We start from the raw sequence: 20,724 nt of genomic DNA on the forward strand, positions 1-20,724 counted from the left end.
ATCCTGGTTGCACGAATTCTGTTGACTCTACCGGGTTGCGCCGGGTGAATCAAGAATCACCCGGAGGAATAAAATCCGCGTTATGGATTTTGCAGGGCATGTGGATGCCACCAGCCAAAAAAGGCGCCGGCAAGGAGCAGAAAAAACAGAAAGAGCGACAGCCCGATACGCCAGCTCAGTGCTTTGACCGTTCGCCGGGTGGTACCTTCATCACGCACAAGGTAGAGGAGTGCTGAACCGAGCGCAAAAAGAATGGCCGCCATGATGAGAATAATGAAGATTTTAGGAAACATTTGCTATACTCCGCTTTTTTGGTGGCAGGTTTGACCCGCAGATGGTGAGTGTATCCTTTTTTCGTACGCGTTTCACGCGTGATGCGTGGCTGCTCGTAGTCGCGCTGGCGGTCTTTGCCCTTCTGGTGCGTCTGGGCATCTGGCAGCTTGCGCGTGCGGATGAGAAAGAGCGCATAGAAGCCGCACAGGCGCATGCGCAGGTACAAACGCCCGCGTTATGGGCTCCTGATGACGCGGCGCCTTCGCAGTTTGCGCCTTTCAGCGTTTCCGGGCACTTTTTGCCGCCGGTTTTTTTACTCGATAATCAACACCATCAACACCAGTTTGGTTACCGCGTGCTCTCACCGTTTCAGGCAGAGGGCGGCAATATACTGCTCGTTGACCGTGGCTGGGTACCGGGGGATGTGTCACGCAAAACCTTTCCGCAGGTCAAGACGGCGCTTCATATGCGCACGGTCGAGGGGTATGCCTGGTATCCATCGCCTAAACAGTGGGTTCTGGGAGCGGCGGTGGAATCTGTTGCGGATGGAAAGGTAACTCTGCTTGAGCGCGAAGACCCCGCACTTGTTTCGGAGCTTTTGCATAAATCGGTCTATCCGTTTATCATGCGCCAAAATCCTGCAGAAAGTGGCGGGTTTGTGCGGGAATGGCCAGTGGTGTCCATGCCGCCTGCGCGCCATCGGGCGTATGCACTGCAGTGGTTTGGTCTGGCACTGGTAGTTCCTTTTGTCTGTTTTGGGTTGCTCTGCAAGAAAAAATCATGAAACTCATGTCGCGTCGTACGGTACTTTTTTGTTTTTTGGGTCTGCTCTTTGCGGCTCCTGGTGTGCTGGCCCTGTTCTTTTTTCGCCATCCCGACATGATTGCCGGTGCACCCACTAATCAGGGATTTCTGTTGCGCCCGCCAGTCAGCGTTCCAGCGCTTTTAGAAATGCCGGCGAACTGGCATCTTTTGCTCTGGAACGAGGGTGCGTGTGAAACCGCCTGCAAGGCGGCTCTCGACAGGCTGGCGCGGGTTCGTCTCGCACTTGGGAGGCGCGCGCGGCGTGTGGATGTGTCACTGGTTACGAGCGCACCTGCTTCACTTGCGGATGCCATGCTTGTGAAAACACTTAAAGATGCTGATATCCGCGTGCTCGGTCTCGACGATAAGGCGTTTGCAGGACTGCCGCAGAATGTTTCGGCATTCTTTATTGCAGACCCTGAAGGGTATCTGGTGCTTTCTTATGCCAAAGATGCGCCTCCGGGAGCTTTATATCACGATCTTAAACATTTGCTGGAAACTAACCCCGATGGATAACACACTGCAAAAAACACGCGCGCGTCTCGCGCTGTTCACAATGCTGCTCGCACTCGGTGTTGTGATGCTGGGCGCTTATACACGACTGTCAGATGCCGGACTTGGCTGCCCCGATTGGCCCGGATGCTATGGCAAAATACTGGTTCCGGCATCAGTTGACCCGCACATGCAGAATCACTGGCCGGATATGCCGCTCGAGTCCCGAAAGGCGTGGACCGAAATGGCGCACCGCTATGTGGCGGGCACCCTCGGGCTTCTTGTGCTCTTACAGGGCGCACTTGCGATTGTTGCACGAAAGCGCCGGCTTTCGGCTACGACGCTGCCTTTTGTACTGTCAATACTGATTGTGCTGCAGGCGCTTCTTGGCATGTGGACGGTAACCTTAAAGCTCTTGCCCATTGTCGTCATGGCACACCTGCTTGGGGGCATGCTGCTCTTTTCCGGGCTTTTTGTGCTGACGCTGCAGCTTTACGGGAAATTTCCCGCATCTGGTGGTTGTCCACGCATACTTGCGCTGCTTTGCGTGTTTGCCGCATTTTTTCAGATAGCGCTTGGCGGCTGGGTGAGTGCAAACTATGCCGGCATGGCCTGCATCGGCTTTCCGACCTGCAACGGGCACTGGTGGATGGCGCCTGATTTTTCGCAGGGTTTTCACCTGTTTTCGCCGGCAGGGGCGAATTATCAGGGGGGGCTTCTGGATGTGGGGGCGCGCATTACCATACAGTTTGTACACCGGTTATGTGCGCTGGCTGTCCTGCTTCTTGTTGTGCTTCAGGCGTGGCGATTGCGCAAAGAGCATGGAATTACGCGTCGCTTTGTCCGTCTAAGCCTTGTGCTGCTAGTGGCGCAAATTATTCTTGGAGTGGTGAACGTGACGCAATCGCTGCCGCTCTGGTCGGCTGTTGCTCATAATGGTGTTGCCGCATTGCTGCTTGCAAGCCTCATCGCAATAGCCTTGTCTTCGCGCCGGGAGGTGTGTCATGGCTGAGGCCCTCGTACGCACGCGCGACTGGCGTGATTTTTTGGAACTTTGTAAGCCGCGTGTTGTTGCGCTTATGCTGCTGACCGTGCTGGTTGGCATGTATCTCGCGGCTCCCGGCGCCATCGCGCCGCAGCTCCTTATCTGCTCACTGGTAGGTATTGGGCTTTGCGCGGGAAGTGCGGCAGCGGTTAATCATCTTGTTGACCGGCGCATTGATGCCATCATGGCGCGCACTCGAAAGCGTCCGATTGCGCGCGGCAGGGTGTCGGTGCATGAGGCGCTTTTGTTCGCGCTGCTGCTTGGCATCAGCGGTTTATGGCTGCTTGCGGTCGCTGTGAATGTGCTGACGGCCGTACTGACTTTCGTAACACTCATTGGCTATGCCGGTATTTATACCGGTTACCTGAAGCGCGCGACCTCGCAGAACATTGTCATCGGCGGCCTCGCAGGTGCCGCACCACCGCTTCTTGGATGGACTGCAGTTTCCAACCAGCTTGACCCGCAGGCACTGCTCCTCGTATTGATTATCTTCACCTGGACGCCACCACATTTCTGGGCGCTTGCCATTTATCGCATTGAAGAATATCGCCATGCTGAAATTCCAATGCTGCCGGTCACGCATGGGATTGCCTTCACCCGGCTCAGTATCCTTCTTTACACAGTTCTTCTTGTCGTGGTCAGTGTACTGCCCACCGTGGTGGGTATGAGTGGATGGCTTTATCTCGCAGGCGCACTGCTGCTTGGGGCACGTTTTTTGCACTGGTCGGTGCGACTGATGCGTACTGAAAGACCGATAGTCGCCATGCAGACCTTTCGTTTTTCCATCGTCTACCTGATGCTTTTGTTTGTGTTTTTACTGGTTGATCATTATTTATAAGAGGGGTTCTGGCATGTTGTCACAAAAACAGCGAATTAAACGTGTGGTTCTGGTGCTTTTGATGTGTGTGGCCGGTATTCTGGCAACGTTTTACGTAAGCCAGATGTCGAAGAAAAAACCACTTGATTCCTCTCAGCTCTACGGCACACTGCTGTCAAATCCGCGGGATATCAATGCGTTCGAACTTTCAGGAACCGATGGCACACCCTTCAACAATGCCAGCCTAAAAGGCCGATGGACGCTGCTCTTTTTTGGATTTACGCAATGCGGTCATATCTGCCCGACTACCATGGCGGAGCTTGGCACGATGTATCGCGAGCTTGAAAAGCAGGGCGTAACACCGCTTCCGCGTGTAGTCATGATTTCCATCGACCCGGCCCGTGACTCACTGAAAACCCTTAAGCATTATACCCGTGCCTTTAATCCGCATTTTGAAGGGGCCCGTGGTGAAGAGTCTGCGGTCAGCGCGCTTGCGCGGGAAATGGGCATTGCCTGGGAGGCCGTGCAGCCTCGACCCGGTGCGCAGGGGTATGACATTCAGCACAGTGGCACCATTATGCTTGTTAACCCGAATGGACAGCTGCAGGCGTTTTTTACACCGCCACTGGTTGCTGCCAATCTGGCAAAAGATTATGCGCTTATCGTGGCATCCTGAAGACGAAGGAAATTAATACCCATGAAAATTGCAATTTTGGCCACCAATCCTAATCTCTATTCGCACAAACGGCTGGTGGAAGCCGGAGTGGGGGCAGGGCATGAGGTCAAAATCATTAACCCGCTCTACTGTTACATGAACGTGGCAGCCTCCAATCCGAATGTACATTATCGCGGCGGCGAGCCGCTGGAACGGTTTGATGCGGTGATTCCACGCATTGGCGCATCCATGACCTATTACGGAACTGCCGTGCTGCGTCACATGGAAACCATGGGCATGTATTCCATCAACGAATCGATTGCCATCTGTCGCTCACGTGATAAGTTTCGTGCGCTTCAGCTCCTTGCCCGCAAAGGCATCCCCATGCCACTGACAAGTTTTGCGCAGTCTCCGGATGATACGGAAGACCTGATTCGCATGGTGGGCGGCGCGCCACTGGTCATTAAACTTCTGGAGGGCACGCAGGGCAAGGGGGTTATTCTTGCGGAAAGTGACCAGTCTGCCATCAACATTATTAATGCGTTCAAGGAAATGCGCGCTAACATTCTGGTGCAGGAATTCATCCAGGAGTCGCGGGGCATGGACATACGCTGCTTTGTAATTGGAGACAAAGTAGTGGCTTCGATTCGTCGCCAGGCACGTGAGGGTGAGTTTCGCGCCAACGTGCATCAGGGCGGCAAGGCGATGAAGGTCAAACTCTCGCCCCAGGAGCGGGCCATCGCCGTTGCAGCCGCCAAAACCATGGGGCTGAAGGTGGCGGGGGTTGACCTTATTCGCTCAAACCATGGCCCATTGGTGCTGGAAATCAACTCTTCCCCCGGCTTTGAAGGTGTGGAAAAGGCAACCGGTGTGAATATCGCTGGAAAAATCATTCACTACATCGAGAAGCATGCAAAACCTCTTGGCGTTAATAAGCGCTTCCAGGGGTAACTCCTTCTCATTATGCATGGAGCGAGTCAATAAAAATCATGTGTAACCATTCCCCTAAAGCATTCAAAATGTGGTGAATAGATACAATCATGTTGGAGACTGCCTGAGTTCCTACTGAATCAATTTCGCCTGTCAGCGCTTTTTCCGATAAGCCACTGAGGGTTGACCTCCAGCTCTTCGGCGATGCGCTGAGCGAGCGCCTGGTCCGGCGTCAGTTGACCTTCAAGCAGGGCGCTTGCCTTGAAGCGTGGGATATGCAGCATTTTCGCAAAGGCTTCTTCGCGCTCATGCAGGGGTTGCGGTACGCCGATGGCGTCCAGTTCGTGGTTGAGGCGTTCTGCAAAGACCCGGTTATGCATGGTTGTTTTCCATACGAAGAGGTATGTCTTTTCGTATAGCACAGATTGGTGATTTTACAAGTGAAGTACCGCGTCCGTGAGGATTAACGGACGCGGTCAGGCGCTTAAGAACGGTCCCCACTGTAGCTGCAGGACGCGCCGCTGCTGGTGCTGCATGCCGCCATTTGCTCCCGGCTCGGGCTGTCCGGTCGGAAAAGACCAAGACCATCGCGCGAGGGTGATACCAGAATGACGTCAAACAGCGAAGACTCCTCTGACGCAGGTATTTCTACGGCCTCTACTCCGCATAAATCACTCGCCAATTGAGGTCCATTGCCCGGGTCAATCATAACAGAATCAGCGTTGATGGAGTCGAGTTTTGCATGCGAGTCCAGCAGCTGAAGTGCGATAAGAATCTTTCTCGCTTCAACGGCTCTGTCATTATCGCAAAGACGCCTGAGACGTTCTTCATCGAGCTGCCCGCGCTTTGCCAGTATAGTGATACTTTGCAGAAAATCGACAGGGTGTGTGACCCGGGGGTTTGCGCAGCTGGTGGCCGCCAGACTAAGCTGCGCTTCGCGCATGTCTTCTGGAAATACATGGTTAATGCATTCAACCGTTTCCTGCCATGCGGTGGCAAGATTCGGCGCATCCTGCAGTTTTTTGAATAAAGGAGGGGACAGCAGTGAGCCGTGTGAGGCTGCATTAAGCTTAATCCAGGCATTTACGGCGTTGGTGCGTGCCTCTTCGGTAATGGTTAAAAAAGCTACAGACGCGGATTGCGGGCTATCGGCATGGATCTTGTAGTTTACGAAAAATGCTTTAGAAATGGGATCTGAGGGAATGTTGTTCTGTCGTCTCAGCAGCAGGTCCAGTGCTGGTACTCCGTATATCCGCAGGGAGCTGAGAAACTTTTCCGGATCATTGACCTCGTTACAGATGCGGTGAAGCATTTCAGCATCCAGAGTGTGCTCATGGATGGCAATATGAGTAATAATTTCTCTGCAATTCAAAACTTTACTCATAGACGGGATCAGTGGAGAGCGGTTTTCCGGGGAGCTGCCAAATATGGCCATGTCTGCGGTTATGCCCAGTTTTTTGAGGGCGGTAAAAATGGAAAGTATCTCCTGGACCCGCAGTCTCTTACTCCTCGAGCCGGGTGCTTCGATGGCCTCCTTCAGCTGCCGCATAAGATACTCGAATGTGGGATAAAAACGCTCTGGTATGCTGATGTTTTCCAGATAAGGAAGATAATCTTCGAATCTTATGCCGTGCTCTGCGAACACCTTCAACCATCTTACCAGCGCCTCGGCATTATTCGGGTGGCGCTCTATAAACGCGAGATAACGAGGCGTTGTTAACCCGGCCCTGGCCATCCCGCTCAGCACCTCCATGCCTCCAAATTTATCGGCAATTTCAGTGAAGCACGCACTGCTCGCCTGGCCGGCGCTGCTTTTAGAAAGAAGGATGTTGACCAGTTCAGGCAGCGCTTCATCGTGCAGCGACTCTCCCGTGTACATGTGCTTTTTCAGGAATTCTTGAAGTAATTGGACGTGTGATTCATCACCAGTAACATAGTGCCTGAGAAGGCCTTTTGATTCATCGTATTTTGATATAGCGTCACGCAAAGTGGAAATTAACATATGACAATTCCTTTTTTATAAAAACAAGTGCGTAAAAAGCACGCCAGTAGGAAATCTGTCCGGCGGTTTTGATTCTATCGCAAAGACTGTATGTTTGATATGGGAAGAAATCCCTTGTGCCTCTTGTTAAAAAAGGCTATGTTTTTGGAACGAAAATGCCTTAAATGTTAAACCGGGAGAGTTCCATGGCAATGCATGTGGTGGATGCGAAAACCCTGAAACAATGGCTTGAGCGCGATGAAGCCGTACTGGTGGATGTGCGTGAGTGCGCGGAGCATGCCGAGGCGCGTATTGCTCCCGCCATGCACGTACCACTGGCCACGCTGTCACGTGAAACGCTCCCGGCATTTGCCGGAAAAAAACTGGTGCTGCATTGTGCGGCCGGCGTGCGCAGTGCCCGGGGGTGTGAGCGCCTGCTCACCGAGTGGCCGGAGCTTGAAGTCTATAGCCTTGAGGGCGGTATTCAGGCCTGGGCGGGCATGGGCTATCCTGTGGACTGTGGGGCTTGACAAACAGAGCATATCGGCACACCATTTGATTATTGTACATTAATCAAGAGGTGTATCATGTCAGCACATGGCGGCCGGCGGGAAGGTGCCGGGCGTCCCCGGGGAGTGGCCACTAAAGCCATCCGGGTGCCCCTTGCCCGCCTTTCAGATATCAACGCACTGCTTGCGCGCCCGGCAGCAGGGTTCCCACTCTATGCGAGCACGGTACCGGCCGGGTTTCCCTCACCGGCCGATGATTTTATCGAGGCGCATCTTGACCTTAACACCCATCTGGTGCGTCATCCCGCAGCCACTTTTTTTGTGATGGCCTCCGGCGACTCCATGCTGGGAGCCGGAATTCATTCCGGCGACATGCTGATTGTCGACCGCAGCCTCGAGGCCACGCACGGTCGTATTGTTATTGCGGCGATTGACGGCGAACTGACCGTAAAGCGTTTGTCGCGCACAGACGGGCGTGTGCGGCTTTTACCCGAAAACCCCGATTATCCCGCGATTGATATCAGTGATTCTCAGGACATGGTTATCTGGGGTGTCGTGACGCACGTTATCCATCCGGCGGAGTAGGGGAGATGTTTGCGCTCATTGACTGCAATAATTTTTATGCCAGCTGCGAGCGATTGTTTCGCCCGGATTTGCGCACCACGCCCATTGTGGTACTTTCAAGCAACGATGGCTGTGTGATTGCGCGTTCCAACGAAGCGCGCGCCCTTGTTGCCATGGGAGAGCCATACTTTAAAATTCGTGCCATTTGCCGTGCGCATGGGATTGCCGTTTTTTCATCGAATTTCGCGCTTTATGGCGACCTTTCTGCACGGGTCATGCAGGTTATTGAGCAGGCCTCTGACCGGGTCGAAATTTACTCCATCGATGAAGTGTTTCTGGATTTGACCGGACTCTCGCCCGAAGCGTGCCGCACCTTTTGTGAAACGCTTCGGGCAAAAATTCTGCGCTGGACCGGCATCCCGACATCGATAGGCCTTGGCACCACCAAAACCCTTGCCAAAATGGCAAACCATGTGGCCAAGCGGATTCTTGGTGTCAGTGTTTTGGATATCACGGAACAGCGTGCCTGGCTTTCTCAAATACCGGTTGGTGAGGTATGGGGAGTGGGGCGTCAATGGCAGCGGGCGCTTGTGGCTGCAGGCATTTTTACGGCTCAAGACCTTGTGGCAGCAGATATGCGCATGCTTCGTACGCTTGGCAATGTACGCCTGCAGCGCGTGGCGCTTGAACTGCAGGGGGTGATATGCGAGGGGCTTGCACAGTCGCAGCCGGCGCAAAGCATTGTGTCGTCCCGCTCATTTGGCGCCATGCAGGACAGCTTTGAGGCGCTGGCGGGTGCTGTCAGCGGGCATTGTCGCAGGGCGTGGACAAAGTTGCGCAGGCAGGGGATGCGTGCGGGGGCGTTGTCGGTATTTGTGCTGACCAACCGTTATCGCCCCGATCTCCCTCAATACAGCAATCGTGCCGAGTGTCGCCTTGCGCGTCCGGTTGATTCTTTGCGGGAGCTGACACGCGTTAGCCGTATTCTGCTCGAGCGCATCTATCGTGAGGGGTATGCGTATAAAAAAGTTGGCGTGTGTTTTGATGCTCTGACACCGCTTGCACAGGCAAGCCTTTTTGACGAGCCGAACGAACAAACACAGGCAGCCGATGCGCGCTGGATGCATACGTTTGAGGCGGTTCAACGCCGTTTTGGACGTGATGCACTGTATCTTGCTGCCGAAGGTATCCGCAGGCCGTGGGCCGCACGAGCCGGCATGTGCTCACCCAATTACACGACCCAGTGGTCTGCGTTGCCAAGGGTGCGTCTTTCTCAGTGCAAAAATTCATCGCGTCTTGTATAATAGCCGGTTTTGTTAATTGCTCGGGGAGCCAGTGTGCTGAATGCCGCCTTGTCACGCATGGAGCAGGTTTTTCAGCCCCAGGTTCTGGAGCATGCGGTGCAATACCATGCAACAGGGCGTGTCTTGAGTGTGCGCTTCAGCGAAGGGCTGGTGCGCGCGCGCGTTCGGGGCAGTGCGAGCCATCTTTATGATGTCTATCTTGACTTGCGTTCCTGGCCGCAGGTGCCCTCGCGTTGTAGCTGCACACAGGTGCGTAACTGCAAGCATGCGGCAGCAGCACTGCTGGCATTGCGTGAAAAGGACACAACCGGGCAGATAACGGCGGTTTTGCCGGGATGGCTGCGCGATGCCCAAACGCTTCCAGCCCATTCCGAACCTCCTCCCGCAACCCATGCGATTGTCTATCTGTTGACACTGCCTGTACGCCAGGTGCTCCCCAGACTGTATCTGCAGCTTGCTACAGCCCGCCGTTTAAAGCGGGGAGGATGGGGTAAGCCGAGTGTTTTTCACGAGCTGACAGAGTCGCGGCGTAAACTCTTTGATGCGACTGATGAAGCGCTGTTATCACCGCTGTTATTCAATAAACCCTTTCCGGTGATGCTCGATGCGTTCAGCATACAGAAAAGCACAGAGCTTCAGTCGCTGCTTGCCAGCGGACGTACCGGTATAAATGTGGAGGGTGAGGCAGTATGGCTGCGTCTCGGGGAGGCGCGTGCAGGGGAGTGGGTCTGGCGGCTCGAACCCGATGGGCAACAGCGGCTGATGCTGGAGTCTCAGGGAGAAGTGTTGCGTGCACTCCAGCTTGATGGCCTCTGGTATGTTGATACTGATGAGGGCGTGCTGGGGCCACTCGATACTCCCTTTAGCCCCGAAGAAAACGCATGGATGCTGAAAATGCCGCGCATCCCCCAGGCAGCCGCCCTGGAGACGGCACGCGATATAGAAGCGCGATTCCCAAACCTGCCGCGCCCCACAGTGTGGGAGCATGCTTCCCGCAGGCAGACACCACCGAGGCCGCAGGCAGTGTTTGACGCAGAGCCTCTCGGGGAGGCATCAACGGCGCTTTTCAGAGCGATGGAATATGAAGGCCAGCTGTATCAGTTGAGGGTGCGCCTCTCTTTTGAATACGCGGGCATTCCTGCGGCGTTTGGCAGCGAGGCTGATTCATATTTTACGATGGCGAATGGTGAGCTGATTGAATGGATGCGCGATACCCGCTTTGAGTGTGAGGCGTTTGAAACCCTTGCCGGTGTATTGGGCCTGACTGGTGCGCAGTTCCTTGAGGCCGGCACTGCAACAGTCGGTGAGTGGAGCATGCCGCCTGCGTTTCATACTCCCGAAGGGATGCAGCTGCTTTGTGTCGAAGCCATACCGGCACTGCGCCAGTCTGGCTGGAACGTTGTGTGCGCACATCCGCTCTATGAAGAAGTTCTCGATGCCGATGCGTTCACGTGGTATTCAGCTCTGGAAGGGGGGGATAACGATTTTTTTGCGTTTGAGTCAGGTATAGAAGTCGATGGAGAACGTATCAGCATGGTACCGGTCGTGGCAAATCTGCTGCGCACCATGGATGCGCATGCGCTTGAGTCCATGCCGGAGGAAACGCTTCTGCGCCTGCCTGTGAGTCGGGGGCGGGCGATGTCCATACCTTACGGACGCATAAAACCTCTTCTTTTTCTGCTTTTGCAAACTGGATTTGGCAAAAAATCGCCGGATAATCGCCTGCAGCTGACACGTTATCAGTTGATGCTCGCCATGGAAAGCGCGCGTGCCCTGCGCGCGACGATGGCGCGCTGGCACGGTGTGGACGTGATGCGCGAACGTCTACAGGCGCTTCAATCACGTGCGGGTTTGCCCTCGGTGGCACCCGCCCGCGGTCTCGAGGCCACACTTCGTGATTACCAGATTGAGGGTTTGCAGTGGCTGCAGGGGCTGCGTGAAGCAGGCCTTGGAGGCGTGCTTGCCGATGACATGGGACTTGGCAAAACGGTTCAAACCCTTGCACATCTTTTGTATGAAAAAGAGCAGGGGAGGTTACAAAAACCGTGTCTTATTCTTGCGCCTAAAAGCCTTGTGACCAACTGGTTTGAAGAAGCAGCGCGTTTTACTCCAGGACTGAGCTGCCATATTTACCACGGCAGCGGGCGTGATAAAACCGCGTTTCAGGGGAATGATGTCATCATTTCCACCTATGGCTTGCTGCAGCGCGATAAGGCGCTGTTTCTTGGGTGTGACTTTTATTACGTCATCCTTGATGAAGCGCAGTGCATCAAAAACGCACGCACCCAGACGACACAGGTGGCGCAGCAGCTGCATGCCGAGCATCGCCTGTGCCTGTCAGGAACACCGCTTGAAAACCACCTTGGCGAGCTGTGGTCGCTCTTTCATTTTTTAATGCCGGGTCTGCTTGGCGATGCCCGAAGCTTTCGTACACTGTTTCGTATTCCGATAGAAAAAGAACACGACGTTGCGCGTCGCGCCCTGCTTGCACGCCGCGTGCATCCTTTCCTGTTGCGCCGAACAAAAAGCGCGGTGATTGCGGAACTGCCCCCAAAGACGGAAATCACGCATCATATCCAGCTTGAAGGTGCGCAGCGGGACGTGTATGAAATGGTGCGTATCAGCATGGAGCAGAAAGTACGCGAGGCGATTGCCGCACAGGGCGTGGAAAAGAGCCATATTGTACTTCTGGATGCGCTGTTGAAGCTGCGCCAGATTTGCTGCAGTCCACGTCTGCTGAAATGGCCGGATGCGCATTTTGAGGCAATAGGTTCAGCAAAACTTGATGCGCTTTTAACGCTGCTTGATAACCTTATTCGAGAGGGACGGCGGGTACTTGTGTTTTCGCAGTTTACCTCGATGCTGCGCCTGATTGCAGAAGCTCTAAATGCGCGCGGGTATCCCTATATAGAGTTAACCGGTCAGTCACGTGACAGAGGTGCACTGGTGGCGCGCTTCCAGCAGGGCGACATTCCCATTTTTCTTATCAGTCTCAAGGCCGGTGGTACCGGCCTGAATCTGACGCGTGCGGATACGGTCATTCATTATGACCCGTGGTGGAACCCCGCAGTGGAGGATCAGGCGACCGACAGAACGCACCGCTTAGGCCAGGAAAATCCGGTTTTTGTGTATCGTCTGGTAGCAGAGGGCACCGTGGAGGACGTCATTTTGCGCATGCAGGCGCGAAAGCGCACCCTCTATGAAGGCATTCTCTCGTCAAGCTCCGAGGGCGTGAAGCACCTCACCGATGCCGATATCGCCGAATTTTTCCTGCCTATAGTCCCAGCCAGCGAATAAACTGGCTGTCGGGTTTCAAGGTCAGCTGACGGTTATTTTCGAGTATCACAGTCCGATTATCGGTGGTCGACCCTGATTCGCGTGTAATTCGCGAGATAGTGCCGAGCGGCAGTTTATGCATCTCTGTTTCATAATAGCCGCGGCTTTCCTTGACGACCGGTATCACAAAATGCACGCTTTGCAGGCCAACCTGCGGGTCAACGGGCACAGACAGCGCATCAAATTCAGAGCGGGTGAGTGCGATATACTCGCCGGTGTCAATGCGTCGGCGCAGCATGCGCTCGAGTGGTGCGCTGCGGTTGAAGGCGCGTGCGTAGTCATCCGCTGAAATGACCACTACCGGTTCATTTTCCTCATGGCGTCCATTCTGGTTCAAATCCGCAAACAAAATGGCTTCGCGTACTGGCGCTGGTGAAGGTGTCGGGACCGCCACAGGTGCTGTATTCACAGCAACGCCTGTTGCATCACAGTGGAGAAAACGCGATTTTTTAAACCAGTCTGTATCAGGATAATAAGCCACAAAGAGCGTATTTCCCTGAATGGTTTCAATAAGCGGCTTCACCTCGTCAAGCGGGACGGCGGGACATCCCCAGCTGCGCCCGGGGCGACCGTATTTACTGATAAAATCAGCGTCCATGTACCATCCGCCATGCATGACCAGGTAGCGGCCTTCCGCGTTTTCGTTAAAACCGTAATCAATGCCTGCGAGGCGCAGCGACAATCCTTCACGGCCGTAATAGGGTTTCAGGGTTCGAAACACCCCGATACTGGTGGCGCGGCTGTTGTAACGGTTGGAGAAGGTATCAGTCATCAGGCTGCCAGAGGCGATGCCATGCGAGACAAACGTATTGAAGAGCACCGTGCGTGAAGGCAGGTCAAATACCCACAGACGTTTTTCGTTTGAGGGCATTGAAAAATCGACTACGGCCAGAAGGTCGTTATGCTCAACCTTGCGGGCATTCGCGCAGGCAAGGGCAGTCAGTGCCTTGTCCAGCACTTCGGGTCGCATGGAAGGGGCCTGTGCCTGCAGGGCATTGCGCAGGTCGTTTGCCGAATTGATAAAAGGCCCGGGGTCTTTCAGTGCCTTATCCAGCTGTTCTGAGAAGGTCTGAGTTATTTTTGCCCCCAGTGTATCAATGTCTGCAGGCAGTGGTTGTAAAGACAACAGCATCAAGAGCGTCCAGAGCATGGTATGTCCAGATGTTAATGTCCCTTATTTTCAGCGTAGTGGGCAAAATGCATAATTGCAAAGCAGCTCGCGCTGTCCTATGCTGACAGGGAGAAACTCTGATGGAGATGAAAATGCGATGGCATAAAGGATGGGTTGCGTTATTGTTTTCAGTGTTGTGGGCACCGGTTGTACTGGCACAATCACCCGCCGGCAACTGGACGACAATTGATGACAAAACTGGAAAAAAACGTGCGGTAGTAAGCATCAGTGATTCCGGCGGCACTATAAGCGGCAGGATTGTGAATATTTTCCCGCAGCCAGGCGACACCGGTATTTGTTCGAACTGCCCGGGTGGTTTTAAGGGTAAGCCCATCAAGGGACTGACCTTTCTCTGGGGACTTAAAAGCGCCGGAGACGGTGTCTGGGATGGCGGTCAAATCCTTGACCCAAAAACCGGTACCATTTATCGTGCGAAAATGACGATGAAAGGCAATAAGCTGTATGTCCGTGGTTATGTAGGCGTTTCCATGCTGGGACGTACGCAGGTCTGGGTTCGCTGAGGCAGGTTTTTGATGCTTTGCGAAAGTACGCGACCTAGGGTCTGTTGACATTTGGTGGTGCGAAGCGAAAATCACGTCAATTTAGGCCAAATTTTATCTTGAGTGAGGCGAATAGCCGGCTCTATTTAACGAACTCAAGGTTAAATTTGGACAAATTGACGTGGTTTGCAGCCGTGTCACCAATTGTCAACAGACCCTAATATTTGTGCCCCGACATAATCTCTCTGTTTGTCGGGGTCATGCCTGCCTCTTTAGCCGTTCGCCGCAGCCAGTGACTGGTAGCTGGATGCAGGTAGTCTGCAGCCTCTTCAAGCCTCACTAGACACTTGTACATCCAGTCACAATGTGCTTCTTTGCGGGCAAACATCCTTACAGTTCCATAGGGGTTATAGTCGGACATGCCCTGTTCGTTTTTGAGGCCGCTGCTTACCGTGAGTATGACCTCGAGTTTCGGTCGGGTTTGCAGGAGTTCCAGCAGCTGCTCATGGATTTCGACGGTGGTAGCAGAGGTGGTATCGAGCACAAAGACCCTGTCATGCGGGCCAAGAGGAAATTTTGGCCCCTTACGGTGACTGGTGTTGCAGTGATTTACATCAAAAAAACCAATGGCGTGCTGGCGCCCGCGGTCGGTTCGTTCATCACCCTCGGGGATTGGGATGGCATGGCTTTTTAATGCTGTTGCGGTTTCATAGTACATGTCCTGCGCATCAAAACCAATTTTTAACGCATCCACTCGATGCTTTTTACCAAGATACAGGCGACACGCTGCGTATGCCAGCTGGATGGCGCGCATGCCGGTAGCGGTAATCAGCTTTTTACCGAAGATATCAAGTGACACATCTTCAGGATAGACGAACGTTAACTCGCAATCAGAGTCAGAGCCATACCCGTCTACTGCCGCCAGTTTTTCAGGAGGGTTGAAGAAAAAATCCTTCAGGTACTGTTCAAAAAACAGGTGAAAGCCATCAAGCCTGAAGCCTGGACAAAGCTTGCCTGTTTTCACTTTTGGGGCATTTATCTGTTGGGCAAATCTACGGCTTAAGTCCCAGAATTCAGGCTCATCCAGGTGTAAATTATGAGACCAGTTAAACGTACTCAGCGTAAAGGCATCCACGTTTATGGGAAGCGCCATTTTACCATTCGGCTTCCTGACAGCACGAAAGGCCTTGAAAAGTGTTGTCAACGGTATTGCAAACGTTTGCTTCAGTAATCTGGGGCTCTTGAAAATTTCATCAACGGATTTTTGGGGATGAGCTTTTAAGATTAAATCAATCAGGTATTCAGATACCAGTTTTTTGCGGAAAAACTGTGTCGCAAAAGAGCGATTACCGGCATCGCCATTCGCCCAGAGCGATTCCCAGAGTGTAGGCTGAAGCGCAATGGCTACAGTTTTAGTGTCCGTTGAATTGGCTTCGTTGTAAGCGGCAAGCGTCTTTTCAAGGCGTATTGAAGTGAAAGGCATCTGAAAGGGGGCGGGATTTGTCAGCAGTGAGTGGGTGTAGACGATAGCATCGACAAGGCAGGCAGCGTATGCTTTTGGCACGAGACCGAGACTGATGCGCGTGCTTTTATCGCAGTCAGCGACCGCCGGGCGAAGCATGCCAAAACTTGAACGGCGAACCATCTCAATGTTCACGCCGCGTTCGCGTGCGAGCCGATTGGCGATGGCAAGCACGTAAACAGCGACAAACTTACTCCAGACATTGTAGTTTTTTTCAGCGGCAGGTTTTGGTATGGCCACCAGTACGCACGGATAGCCATAGTCGGCGTTGATGCGAATGGCGGGATTTTTCTCACGAACCTTCGCGACAATGTCGCCCGCCATGTCTTTCTGCCATTTCAGCAGGGCATTATACCATGAGGCTTTTCGCGTTTTGAGTATTCTTGCGCGAGAGCCCTTAACGGCAGATTGATAATCCTCAAACGCAAACGGGCTAAAAAAATTACCGGTTTTTGGAGCCTGAGCGTTCTCGAGTTTAGGTTGATTCCCCTTAAAAGCAAAGGTGCCTTTTTTAACACCGGAAAGTCCCTTTTTGGTGCCGCGATGATAACTCGCCCAGCGTGTTGGCTTATTCATGGCAAATAAACCGGATGTCCCGGTGCCAATAAGGGTTTCAGAGAGCGTGTTGGTAAAACGTGAGTGAAATTCACAGCGCGGAAAGTATACCTGTTCTGTGATGCGGGCTGCTACCGGCTTGGATGATTGTGCACGTGGCATGGCTAATTATGCTCATAGTGAATTTTATATGATTTGTGTGATTATACATGAGCCAAAATCTTCTGCCTATCCTATTGGCACAAAATGGTCTCATGGTATTACAATGGTCGTCAGGTAATCTGGTGAATGAACGTATGAGTGAAGTTACAACCCGTAAAAAAACCGTGGATGCGCTAAAGCGTCCACCACACTCGCTTGAAGCGGAGCAGTCCATTCTTGGTGGGCTCATGCTCGATAACCAGGTCTGGGACAAGGTCAGCAGTGCACTTTGTGAAGAGGATTTTTACCGCACGGAGCATCGCCTGCTGTTTCGCTCGATTGCTGAGCTTTCAAGGCGACAGCAGCCGTTTGACGTGATTACGGTGCTTGAACAGCTGAAATCTACCAATACCCTCGATGAAGCGGGTGGCGAGACCTACCTCTTTGAGCTCGCCACTAACACGCCCAGTGTGGCTAACGTAAGTGCCTATGCGCAGATTGTGCGTGAAAAATCCGTACAGCGTCAGCTTATCGGTGTCGCCACTGACATTGCTGACTCCGCTTATAACCCTGGCGGGCGTGAAGTCACGGAACTGCTCGATTTGGCTGAAACCAAAGTGTTCGCCATTGCCGAGCAAACAGCGAGTGGCAGTGGGCCTGAGAGCATCAAGAACATTCTCGTCAAGACCGTTGAGAAAATTGACGCACTTTATAACAATGGCGATGCGTTGACGGGACTTGCAACAGGGCTCAGCGATTTCGACAGCATGACCTCCGGCCTGCAGCCTTCCGATCTGGTGATTGTGGCCGGTCGACCCTCGATGGGTAAAACCACGCTCGTGATGAACATGGCCGAGCATGCCGCCATCAAGGGAGGCAAGCCAGTGCTGGTGTTCTCCATGGAGATGCCCGCCGATTCACTGGCCATGCGGATGATGTCTTCACTCGGGCGGATTGACCAGCACCGCATCCGTACAGGAAAACTCGAAGAGGAAGACTGGCCGCGTGTGACATCAGCGGTGCACATGTTGTCAGAAGCCTCGCTTTTTATTGATGATACCCCGGCGCTCAGCCCTTCTGAAATGCGCGCGCGTGCCCGCCGCATTGCCCGTGAACATGGACAGATTGGGCTTGTGGTGGTCGATTACCTGCAGCTGATGAAAGTGCCTGGTTTTAAGGCGGATAACCGAACAGCTGAAATATCGGAAATTTCTCGAAGCTTAAAGTCCCTTGCCAAGGAATTGCAGGCGCCGGTTATCGCGCTTTCGCAGTTGAACCGAAGTCTGGAGCAGCGGCACGACCGCCGTCCGGTGATGTCTGATTTGCGGGAGTCCGGCGCGATTGAGCAGGATGCCGATTTGATTTGTTTTATCTACAGGGATGAAGTCTATAACGAAGACAGTCCCGATAAGGGAACGGCCGAACTCATTATCGCCAAGCAGCGTAATGGACCGATTGGCAAGGTGCGGGTCGCTTTCATTGGAAAGTATACCCGGTTTGAAGATCTCGCCTACAATGGCTATCAGGCTCAGGAGATGGGCTGATGACGCGCCCCACGTGGATGCGGGTTAATCCTGCGGCGCTGCTGCATAATCTGCGGCGGGTAAATGCCTCTGCACCGCAAAGTCGCGTGCTTGCCATGGTGAAAGCCAATGCCTATGGCTGTGGCATTGAAAACGTGGTGCCAGTGCTCGAAGGACAGGTGGATGGATTTGGTGTAGCTGCTCTCGATGAGGCATGTGCCATTCGTGCGCTTGGTGCACGCACGCCCTGTGTGCTGATGGGAGGAGTTTTTGATGCAGAAGAATGGCGTTCTGTAAATCGACTTGACTGCATTTCCATGGTGCACAGCCACGAGCAGCTCGCGCTCATGCTGCAAACGCCGCTCACAACACCCCCCGCCTCGGTCTGGGTGAAAGTCAATACCGGCATGCAGCGTCTTGGATTTTTACCAGAGGACGTTCCAGGCGTGCTTGCGGCACTGAATGCCAGTTCATGGATTGCCAAAAATCCCTGTGTCATCACGCATTTTGCGCGGGCAGATGAGCCTGATCACGGTGCCAATCGTCAGCAGCTTGCAACCTTTGCAACGCTGAATGCGCATGCGGGGATGGTGTCCATCGCGAATTCTGCCGCCATTTTATCAGGCCTCGGCACGACTGCAGACTGGGTACGCCCGGGTATCATGCTCTACGGTGTCTCGCCATTCTCCGGCACTACGGCGAAGGATGTCGGGCTTCGTCCGGTGGTGAGTCTGATGTCAGCCATCACGGCTATCCATGATATAGCAGCGGGTCAGCCTGTAGGGTATGGACATGCCTGGGTTGCGAGCCGACCATCGCGTATTGGTATCATTCCCATTGGCTATGGGGATGGATATCCACGGCATGTCGGAAAAGACGCCAGTGTAGCCGTGAACGGACAGGAAGTGCCTGTTGTCGGACGCGTCTCGATGGACATGTTGACGGTTGATCTCACAGACTCTGTAGACGTTTGTACAGGGGATGCGGTAGAACTCTGGGGCGAGCACATGCCCATTGAGCGCATCGCCCATTCTGCTGGAACCATCGGGTATGAACTGCTCTGTCAGCTCACCGACAGAGTGAGGCATTCACGCCATACTGGATAATAACCAATCGTGATGCTAGAATGCCTGGCGAATTAATTAACAATTGCTCGCTCTAAAGCGGGTAAAATGGGTGATTAACATGAAAAAATTGGCAGTTGCGTCTCTGTGTGTTTCCGTGTTTCTTGCCGGTTGCGCCGAAGTCAACAACGAAGGAGTCGGTACGGTTGCCGGCGGTGTAGTCGGTGGTCTCCTTGGCAGCCAGTTTGGCGGTGGCAGCGGTAAAGTAGCAGCGGCTGCAGGCGGGGCCCTTGTGGGAGCCATTCTTGGCGGTCAAATCGGTAAAACCATGGATAAGGTTGACCAGATGCAAATGCAGCGTGCGCTCGAAACAGCGCCAACCGGACGCGCGGTAGTGTGGCAAAACCCGGATTCAGGAAACCGCTACACGGTACAACCCACGCGCACCTATTACGCGAATGACCAGCCCTGCCGTGAGTACACCACCAGCGCGATTATCGGTGGCCGTAATCAGCAAATCTATGGTAAAGCGTGCCGACAGGCAGACGGTTCATGGCGAGTGGTCAGCTAAGCAGATACAAACCGTGAACATCTGGATAGATGGTGATGCCTGTCCCAGGGCTATTCGGGACATTCTTTTTCGAGCCGCCACCCGACGACGTGTGGCGGTCATCATGGTGGCGAACCATCTGGCACAGATTCCGCCATCCCCCTTTATCCGCCGGGTAAAAGTGGAGGCGGGGTTTGACGCGGCAGACAATTACATTGCTCTTCATGTAAAGCCGCATGACCTCGTGATTACCGCTGATATCCCTCTGGCAGATGCCGTTGTTAAAAAACAGGCAATTGCCCTTAATCCCCGCGGTACCCTCTATACCGCCAACAACATTGGCCAGGTATTAACCGCGCGCCATGTGAATGAATCCCTGCGTGAAAGTGGCATGATTAAGAGCCATATCGACAGTTTAACGCCTAAAGAAATTCAGTCTTTTTCCAACCATCTTGACAGACTCATTCAAACACGTTGATTTGTGCTATATTTATACAACATGATGTGAGCAGTTTTGCAGTGAGGCAATCATGGCCAATCGCCTGTATTCCGTTTTAAAGCGACCGCGCGGGCAGTTTGCGCGTGTGCATCCTGATGTGTCAGTTTCCCAGTGCGTTCAAATAATGAAGAGCAGCGATATCGGTGCTCTGGTGGTGATGGACGAGTACAATATTATCGGGATTGTGAGTGAGCGGGATATTGTCCGTAATCTGGTGCATGAGGGGCTGAATGCAAATGAAACAAAAGTCGGAGACATCCTTTGCGCCAGAGTCTCAATTCTCGATATTAATGAAAGTGTTGAAGCCGCCATGCAGGTTATCACCGAGACCCGTCGCCGCCATCTGCTGGTAGCGGAAGAGGGGGACGTTGTGGATGTACTCTCCATCGGTGACGTACTGTACTATCTGCTTGAAGACCATAAGCGAACGATTGAGCATTTAGAGCAATACATACACGGAGGTTAGGAAATGCTGTCTGACAGCGTCTA

Annotated in this window: 21 protein-coding genes; 16 read left to right on the forward strand and 5 right to left on the reverse strand. The window is 53.4% G+C overall.

Going from position 1 to position 20,724, the window contains the following annotated elements; genetic code table 11:
- Window positions 1–80: 80 nt before the first annotated feature.
- A complete protein-coding gene (locus E4T54_RS10010; protein ID WP_028385691.1) occupies window positions 81–293 on the reverse strand; it encodes a twin transmembrane helix small protein in 213 nt (70 codons plus the stop codon).
- A 41-nt stretch (window positions 294–334) separates the two neighbouring features.
- On the opposite strand from E4T54_RS10010, the gene E4T54_RS10015 reads away from it, so the two are divergent.
- Genes E4T54_RS10015 through rimK form a run of 6 tightly spaced genes read left to right on the forward strand, consistent with a single transcriptional unit; the run spans window position 335 to window position 5,037 of the window.
- On the forward strand, window positions 335–1,057 hold the full coding sequence (locus tag E4T54_RS10015; RefSeq protein ID WP_028385692.1) for an SURF1 family protein: 723 nt from the start codon (window positions 335–337) through the stop codon (window positions 1,055–1,057).
- Window positions 1,054–1,593, forward strand: a complete 540-nt coding sequence (locus E4T54_RS10020) for a hypothetical protein (RefSeq protein WP_051550791.1) — start codon at window positions 1,054–1,056, stop codon at window positions 1,591–1,593. The genes E4T54_RS10015 and E4T54_RS10020 overlap by 4 nt, the downstream gene beginning before the upstream one ends.
- The gene (locus E4T54_RS10025) at window positions 1,586–2,581 is read left to right on the forward strand and encodes a COX15/CtaA family protein (protein ID WP_028385694.1); all 996 of its coding nucleotides are present in this window, start codon (window positions 1,586–1,588) and stop codon (window positions 2,579–2,581) included. Before E4T54_RS10020 ends, E4T54_RS10025 begins: the two co-directional genes overlap by 8 nt.
- The gene (cyoE, locus tag E4T54_RS10030) at window positions 2,574–3,452 is read left to right on the forward strand and encodes a heme o synthase (protein ID WP_028385695.1); all 879 of its coding nucleotides are present in this window, start codon (window positions 2,574–2,576) and stop codon (window positions 3,450–3,452) included. Before E4T54_RS10025 ends, cyoE begins: the two co-directional genes overlap by 8 nt.
- A 13-nt stretch (window positions 3,453–3,465) precedes the next feature.
- Entirely contained in the window at window positions 3,466–4,107 is a 642-nt protein-coding gene (locus E4T54_RS10035) for an SCO family protein (RefSeq protein WP_051550792.1), read from the forward strand.
- A gap of 21 nt (window positions 4,108–4,128) precedes the next feature.
- The gene (gene rimK / locus E4T54_RS10040; RefSeq protein ID WP_028385697.1) at window positions 4,129–5,037 is read left to right on the forward strand and encodes a 30S ribosomal protein S6--L-glutamate ligase; all 909 of its coding nucleotides are present in this window, start codon (window positions 4,129–4,131) and stop codon (window positions 5,035–5,037) included.
- A gap of 119 nt (window positions 5,038–5,156) precedes the next feature.
- On the opposite strand, the gene E4T54_RS10045 is transcribed toward rimK, so the two are convergent.
- Complete coding sequence (locus tag E4T54_RS10045; protein ID WP_028385698.1) at window positions 5,157–5,396, reverse strand: helix-turn-helix domain-containing protein; 240 nt, start codon at window positions 5,394–5,396, stop codon at window positions 5,157–5,159.
- Between the two features lie 104 nt (window positions 5,397–5,500).
- Window positions 5,501–7,018, reverse strand: a complete 1,518-nt coding sequence (locus E4T54_RS10050; protein WP_028385699.1) for a hypothetical protein — start codon at window positions 7,016–7,018, stop codon at window positions 5,501–5,503.
- 185 nt (window positions 7,019–7,203) lie between these two features.
- Here E4T54_RS10050 and E4T54_RS10055 point away from each other — a divergent pair, with 185 nt between their 5' ends.
- Genes E4T54_RS10055 through E4T54_RS10070 form a run of 4 tightly spaced genes read left to right on the forward strand, consistent with a single transcriptional unit; the run spans window position 7,204 to window position 12,671 of the window.
- A complete protein-coding gene (locus E4T54_RS10055) occupies window positions 7,204–7,527 on the forward strand; it encodes a rhodanese-like domain-containing protein (protein ID WP_051550793.1) in 324 nt (107 codons plus the stop codon).
- 57 nt (window positions 7,528–7,584) lie between these two features.
- Entirely contained in the window at window positions 7,585–8,091 is a 507-nt protein-coding gene (locus tag E4T54_RS10060; protein ID WP_028385700.1) for a LexA family protein, read from the forward strand.
- Window positions 8,092–8,096: 5 nt separating this feature from the next.
- Window positions 8,097–9,374 carry a Y-family DNA polymerase gene (locus E4T54_RS10065; protein WP_028385701.1) on the forward strand — a complete coding sequence of 426 codons (1,278 nt, stop codon included), beginning with the start codon at window positions 8,097–8,099 and terminating at the stop codon, window positions 9,372–9,374.
- 33 nt (window positions 9,375–9,407) lie between these two features.
- On the forward strand, window positions 9,408–12,671 hold the full coding sequence (locus E4T54_RS10070) for a DEAD/DEAH box helicase (protein ID WP_028385702.1): 3,264 nt from the start codon (window positions 9,408–9,410) through the stop codon (window positions 12,669–12,671).
- Here the strand turns inward: E4T54_RS10070 and E4T54_RS10075 are convergent.
- A complete protein-coding gene (locus E4T54_RS10075; RefSeq protein WP_028385703.1) occupies window positions 12,649–13,860 on the reverse strand; it encodes a murein L,D-transpeptidase catalytic domain family protein in 1,212 nt (403 codons plus the stop codon). The two genes, E4T54_RS10070 and E4T54_RS10075, sit on opposite strands and share 23 nt — an antisense overlap.
- A gap of 113 nt (window positions 13,861–13,973) precedes the next feature.
- Here E4T54_RS10075 and E4T54_RS10080 point away from each other — a divergent pair, with 113 nt between their 5' ends.
- A complete protein-coding gene (locus E4T54_RS10080) occupies window positions 13,974–14,402 on the forward strand; it encodes a DUF2147 domain-containing protein (protein WP_028385704.1) in 429 nt (142 codons plus the stop codon).
- 196 nt (window positions 14,403–14,598) lie between these two features.
- Here E4T54_RS10080 and E4T54_RS10085 read toward each other — a convergent pair whose 3' ends face one another.
- A complete protein-coding gene (locus E4T54_RS10085; RefSeq protein WP_028385705.1) occupies window positions 14,599–16,620 on the reverse strand; it encodes a hypothetical protein in 2,022 nt (673 codons plus the stop codon).
- A 134-nt stretch (window positions 16,621–16,754) separates the two neighbouring features.
- On the opposite strand from E4T54_RS10085, the gene dnaB reads away from it, so the two are divergent.
- The 5 genes from dnaB (at window position 16,755) to E4T54_RS10110 (ending at window position 20,701) form a co-directional block, all read left to right on the forward strand.
- Window positions 16,755–18,143 carry a replicative DNA helicase gene (gene dnaB / locus E4T54_RS10090; RefSeq protein WP_028385706.1) on the forward strand — a complete coding sequence of 463 codons (1,389 nt, stop codon included), beginning with the start codon at window positions 16,755–16,757 and terminating at the stop codon, window positions 18,141–18,143.
- Window positions 18,143–19,228, forward strand: coding sequence for an alanine racemase (gene alr / locus E4T54_RS10095; RefSeq protein WP_028385707.1), 1,086 nt, complete (start codon window positions 18,143–18,145; stop codon window positions 19,226–19,228). The genes dnaB and alr overlap by 1 nt, the downstream gene beginning before the upstream one ends.
- A gap of 79 nt (window positions 19,229–19,307) precedes the next feature.
- Window positions 19,308–19,757 carry an RT0821/Lpp0805 family surface protein gene (locus E4T54_RS10100; RefSeq protein ID WP_028385708.1) on the forward strand — a complete coding sequence of 150 codons (450 nt, stop codon included), beginning with the start codon at window positions 19,308–19,310 and terminating at the stop codon, window positions 19,755–19,757.
- A gap of 13 nt (window positions 19,758–19,770) precedes the next feature.
- Complete coding sequence (locus tag E4T54_RS10105; RefSeq protein WP_028385709.1) at window positions 19,771–20,214, forward strand: YaiI/YqxD family protein; 444 nt, start codon at window positions 19,771–19,773, stop codon at window positions 20,212–20,214.
- Window positions 20,215–20,266: 52 nt separating this feature from the next.
- Window positions 20,267–20,701 (forward strand): CBS domain-containing protein, encoded by a 435-nt coding sequence (locus E4T54_RS10110; protein ID WP_028385710.1) that lies wholly within the window; start codon window positions 20,267–20,269, stop codon window positions 20,699–20,701.
- Window positions 20,702–20,724: the final 23 nt, after the last annotated feature.

Origin of the sequence: Legionella geestiana (assembly GCF_004571195.1) — a bacterium.
Taxonomy (GTDB): domain Bacteria; phylum Pseudomonadota; class Gammaproteobacteria; order Legionellales; family Legionellaceae; genus Legionella_B; species Legionella_B geestiana.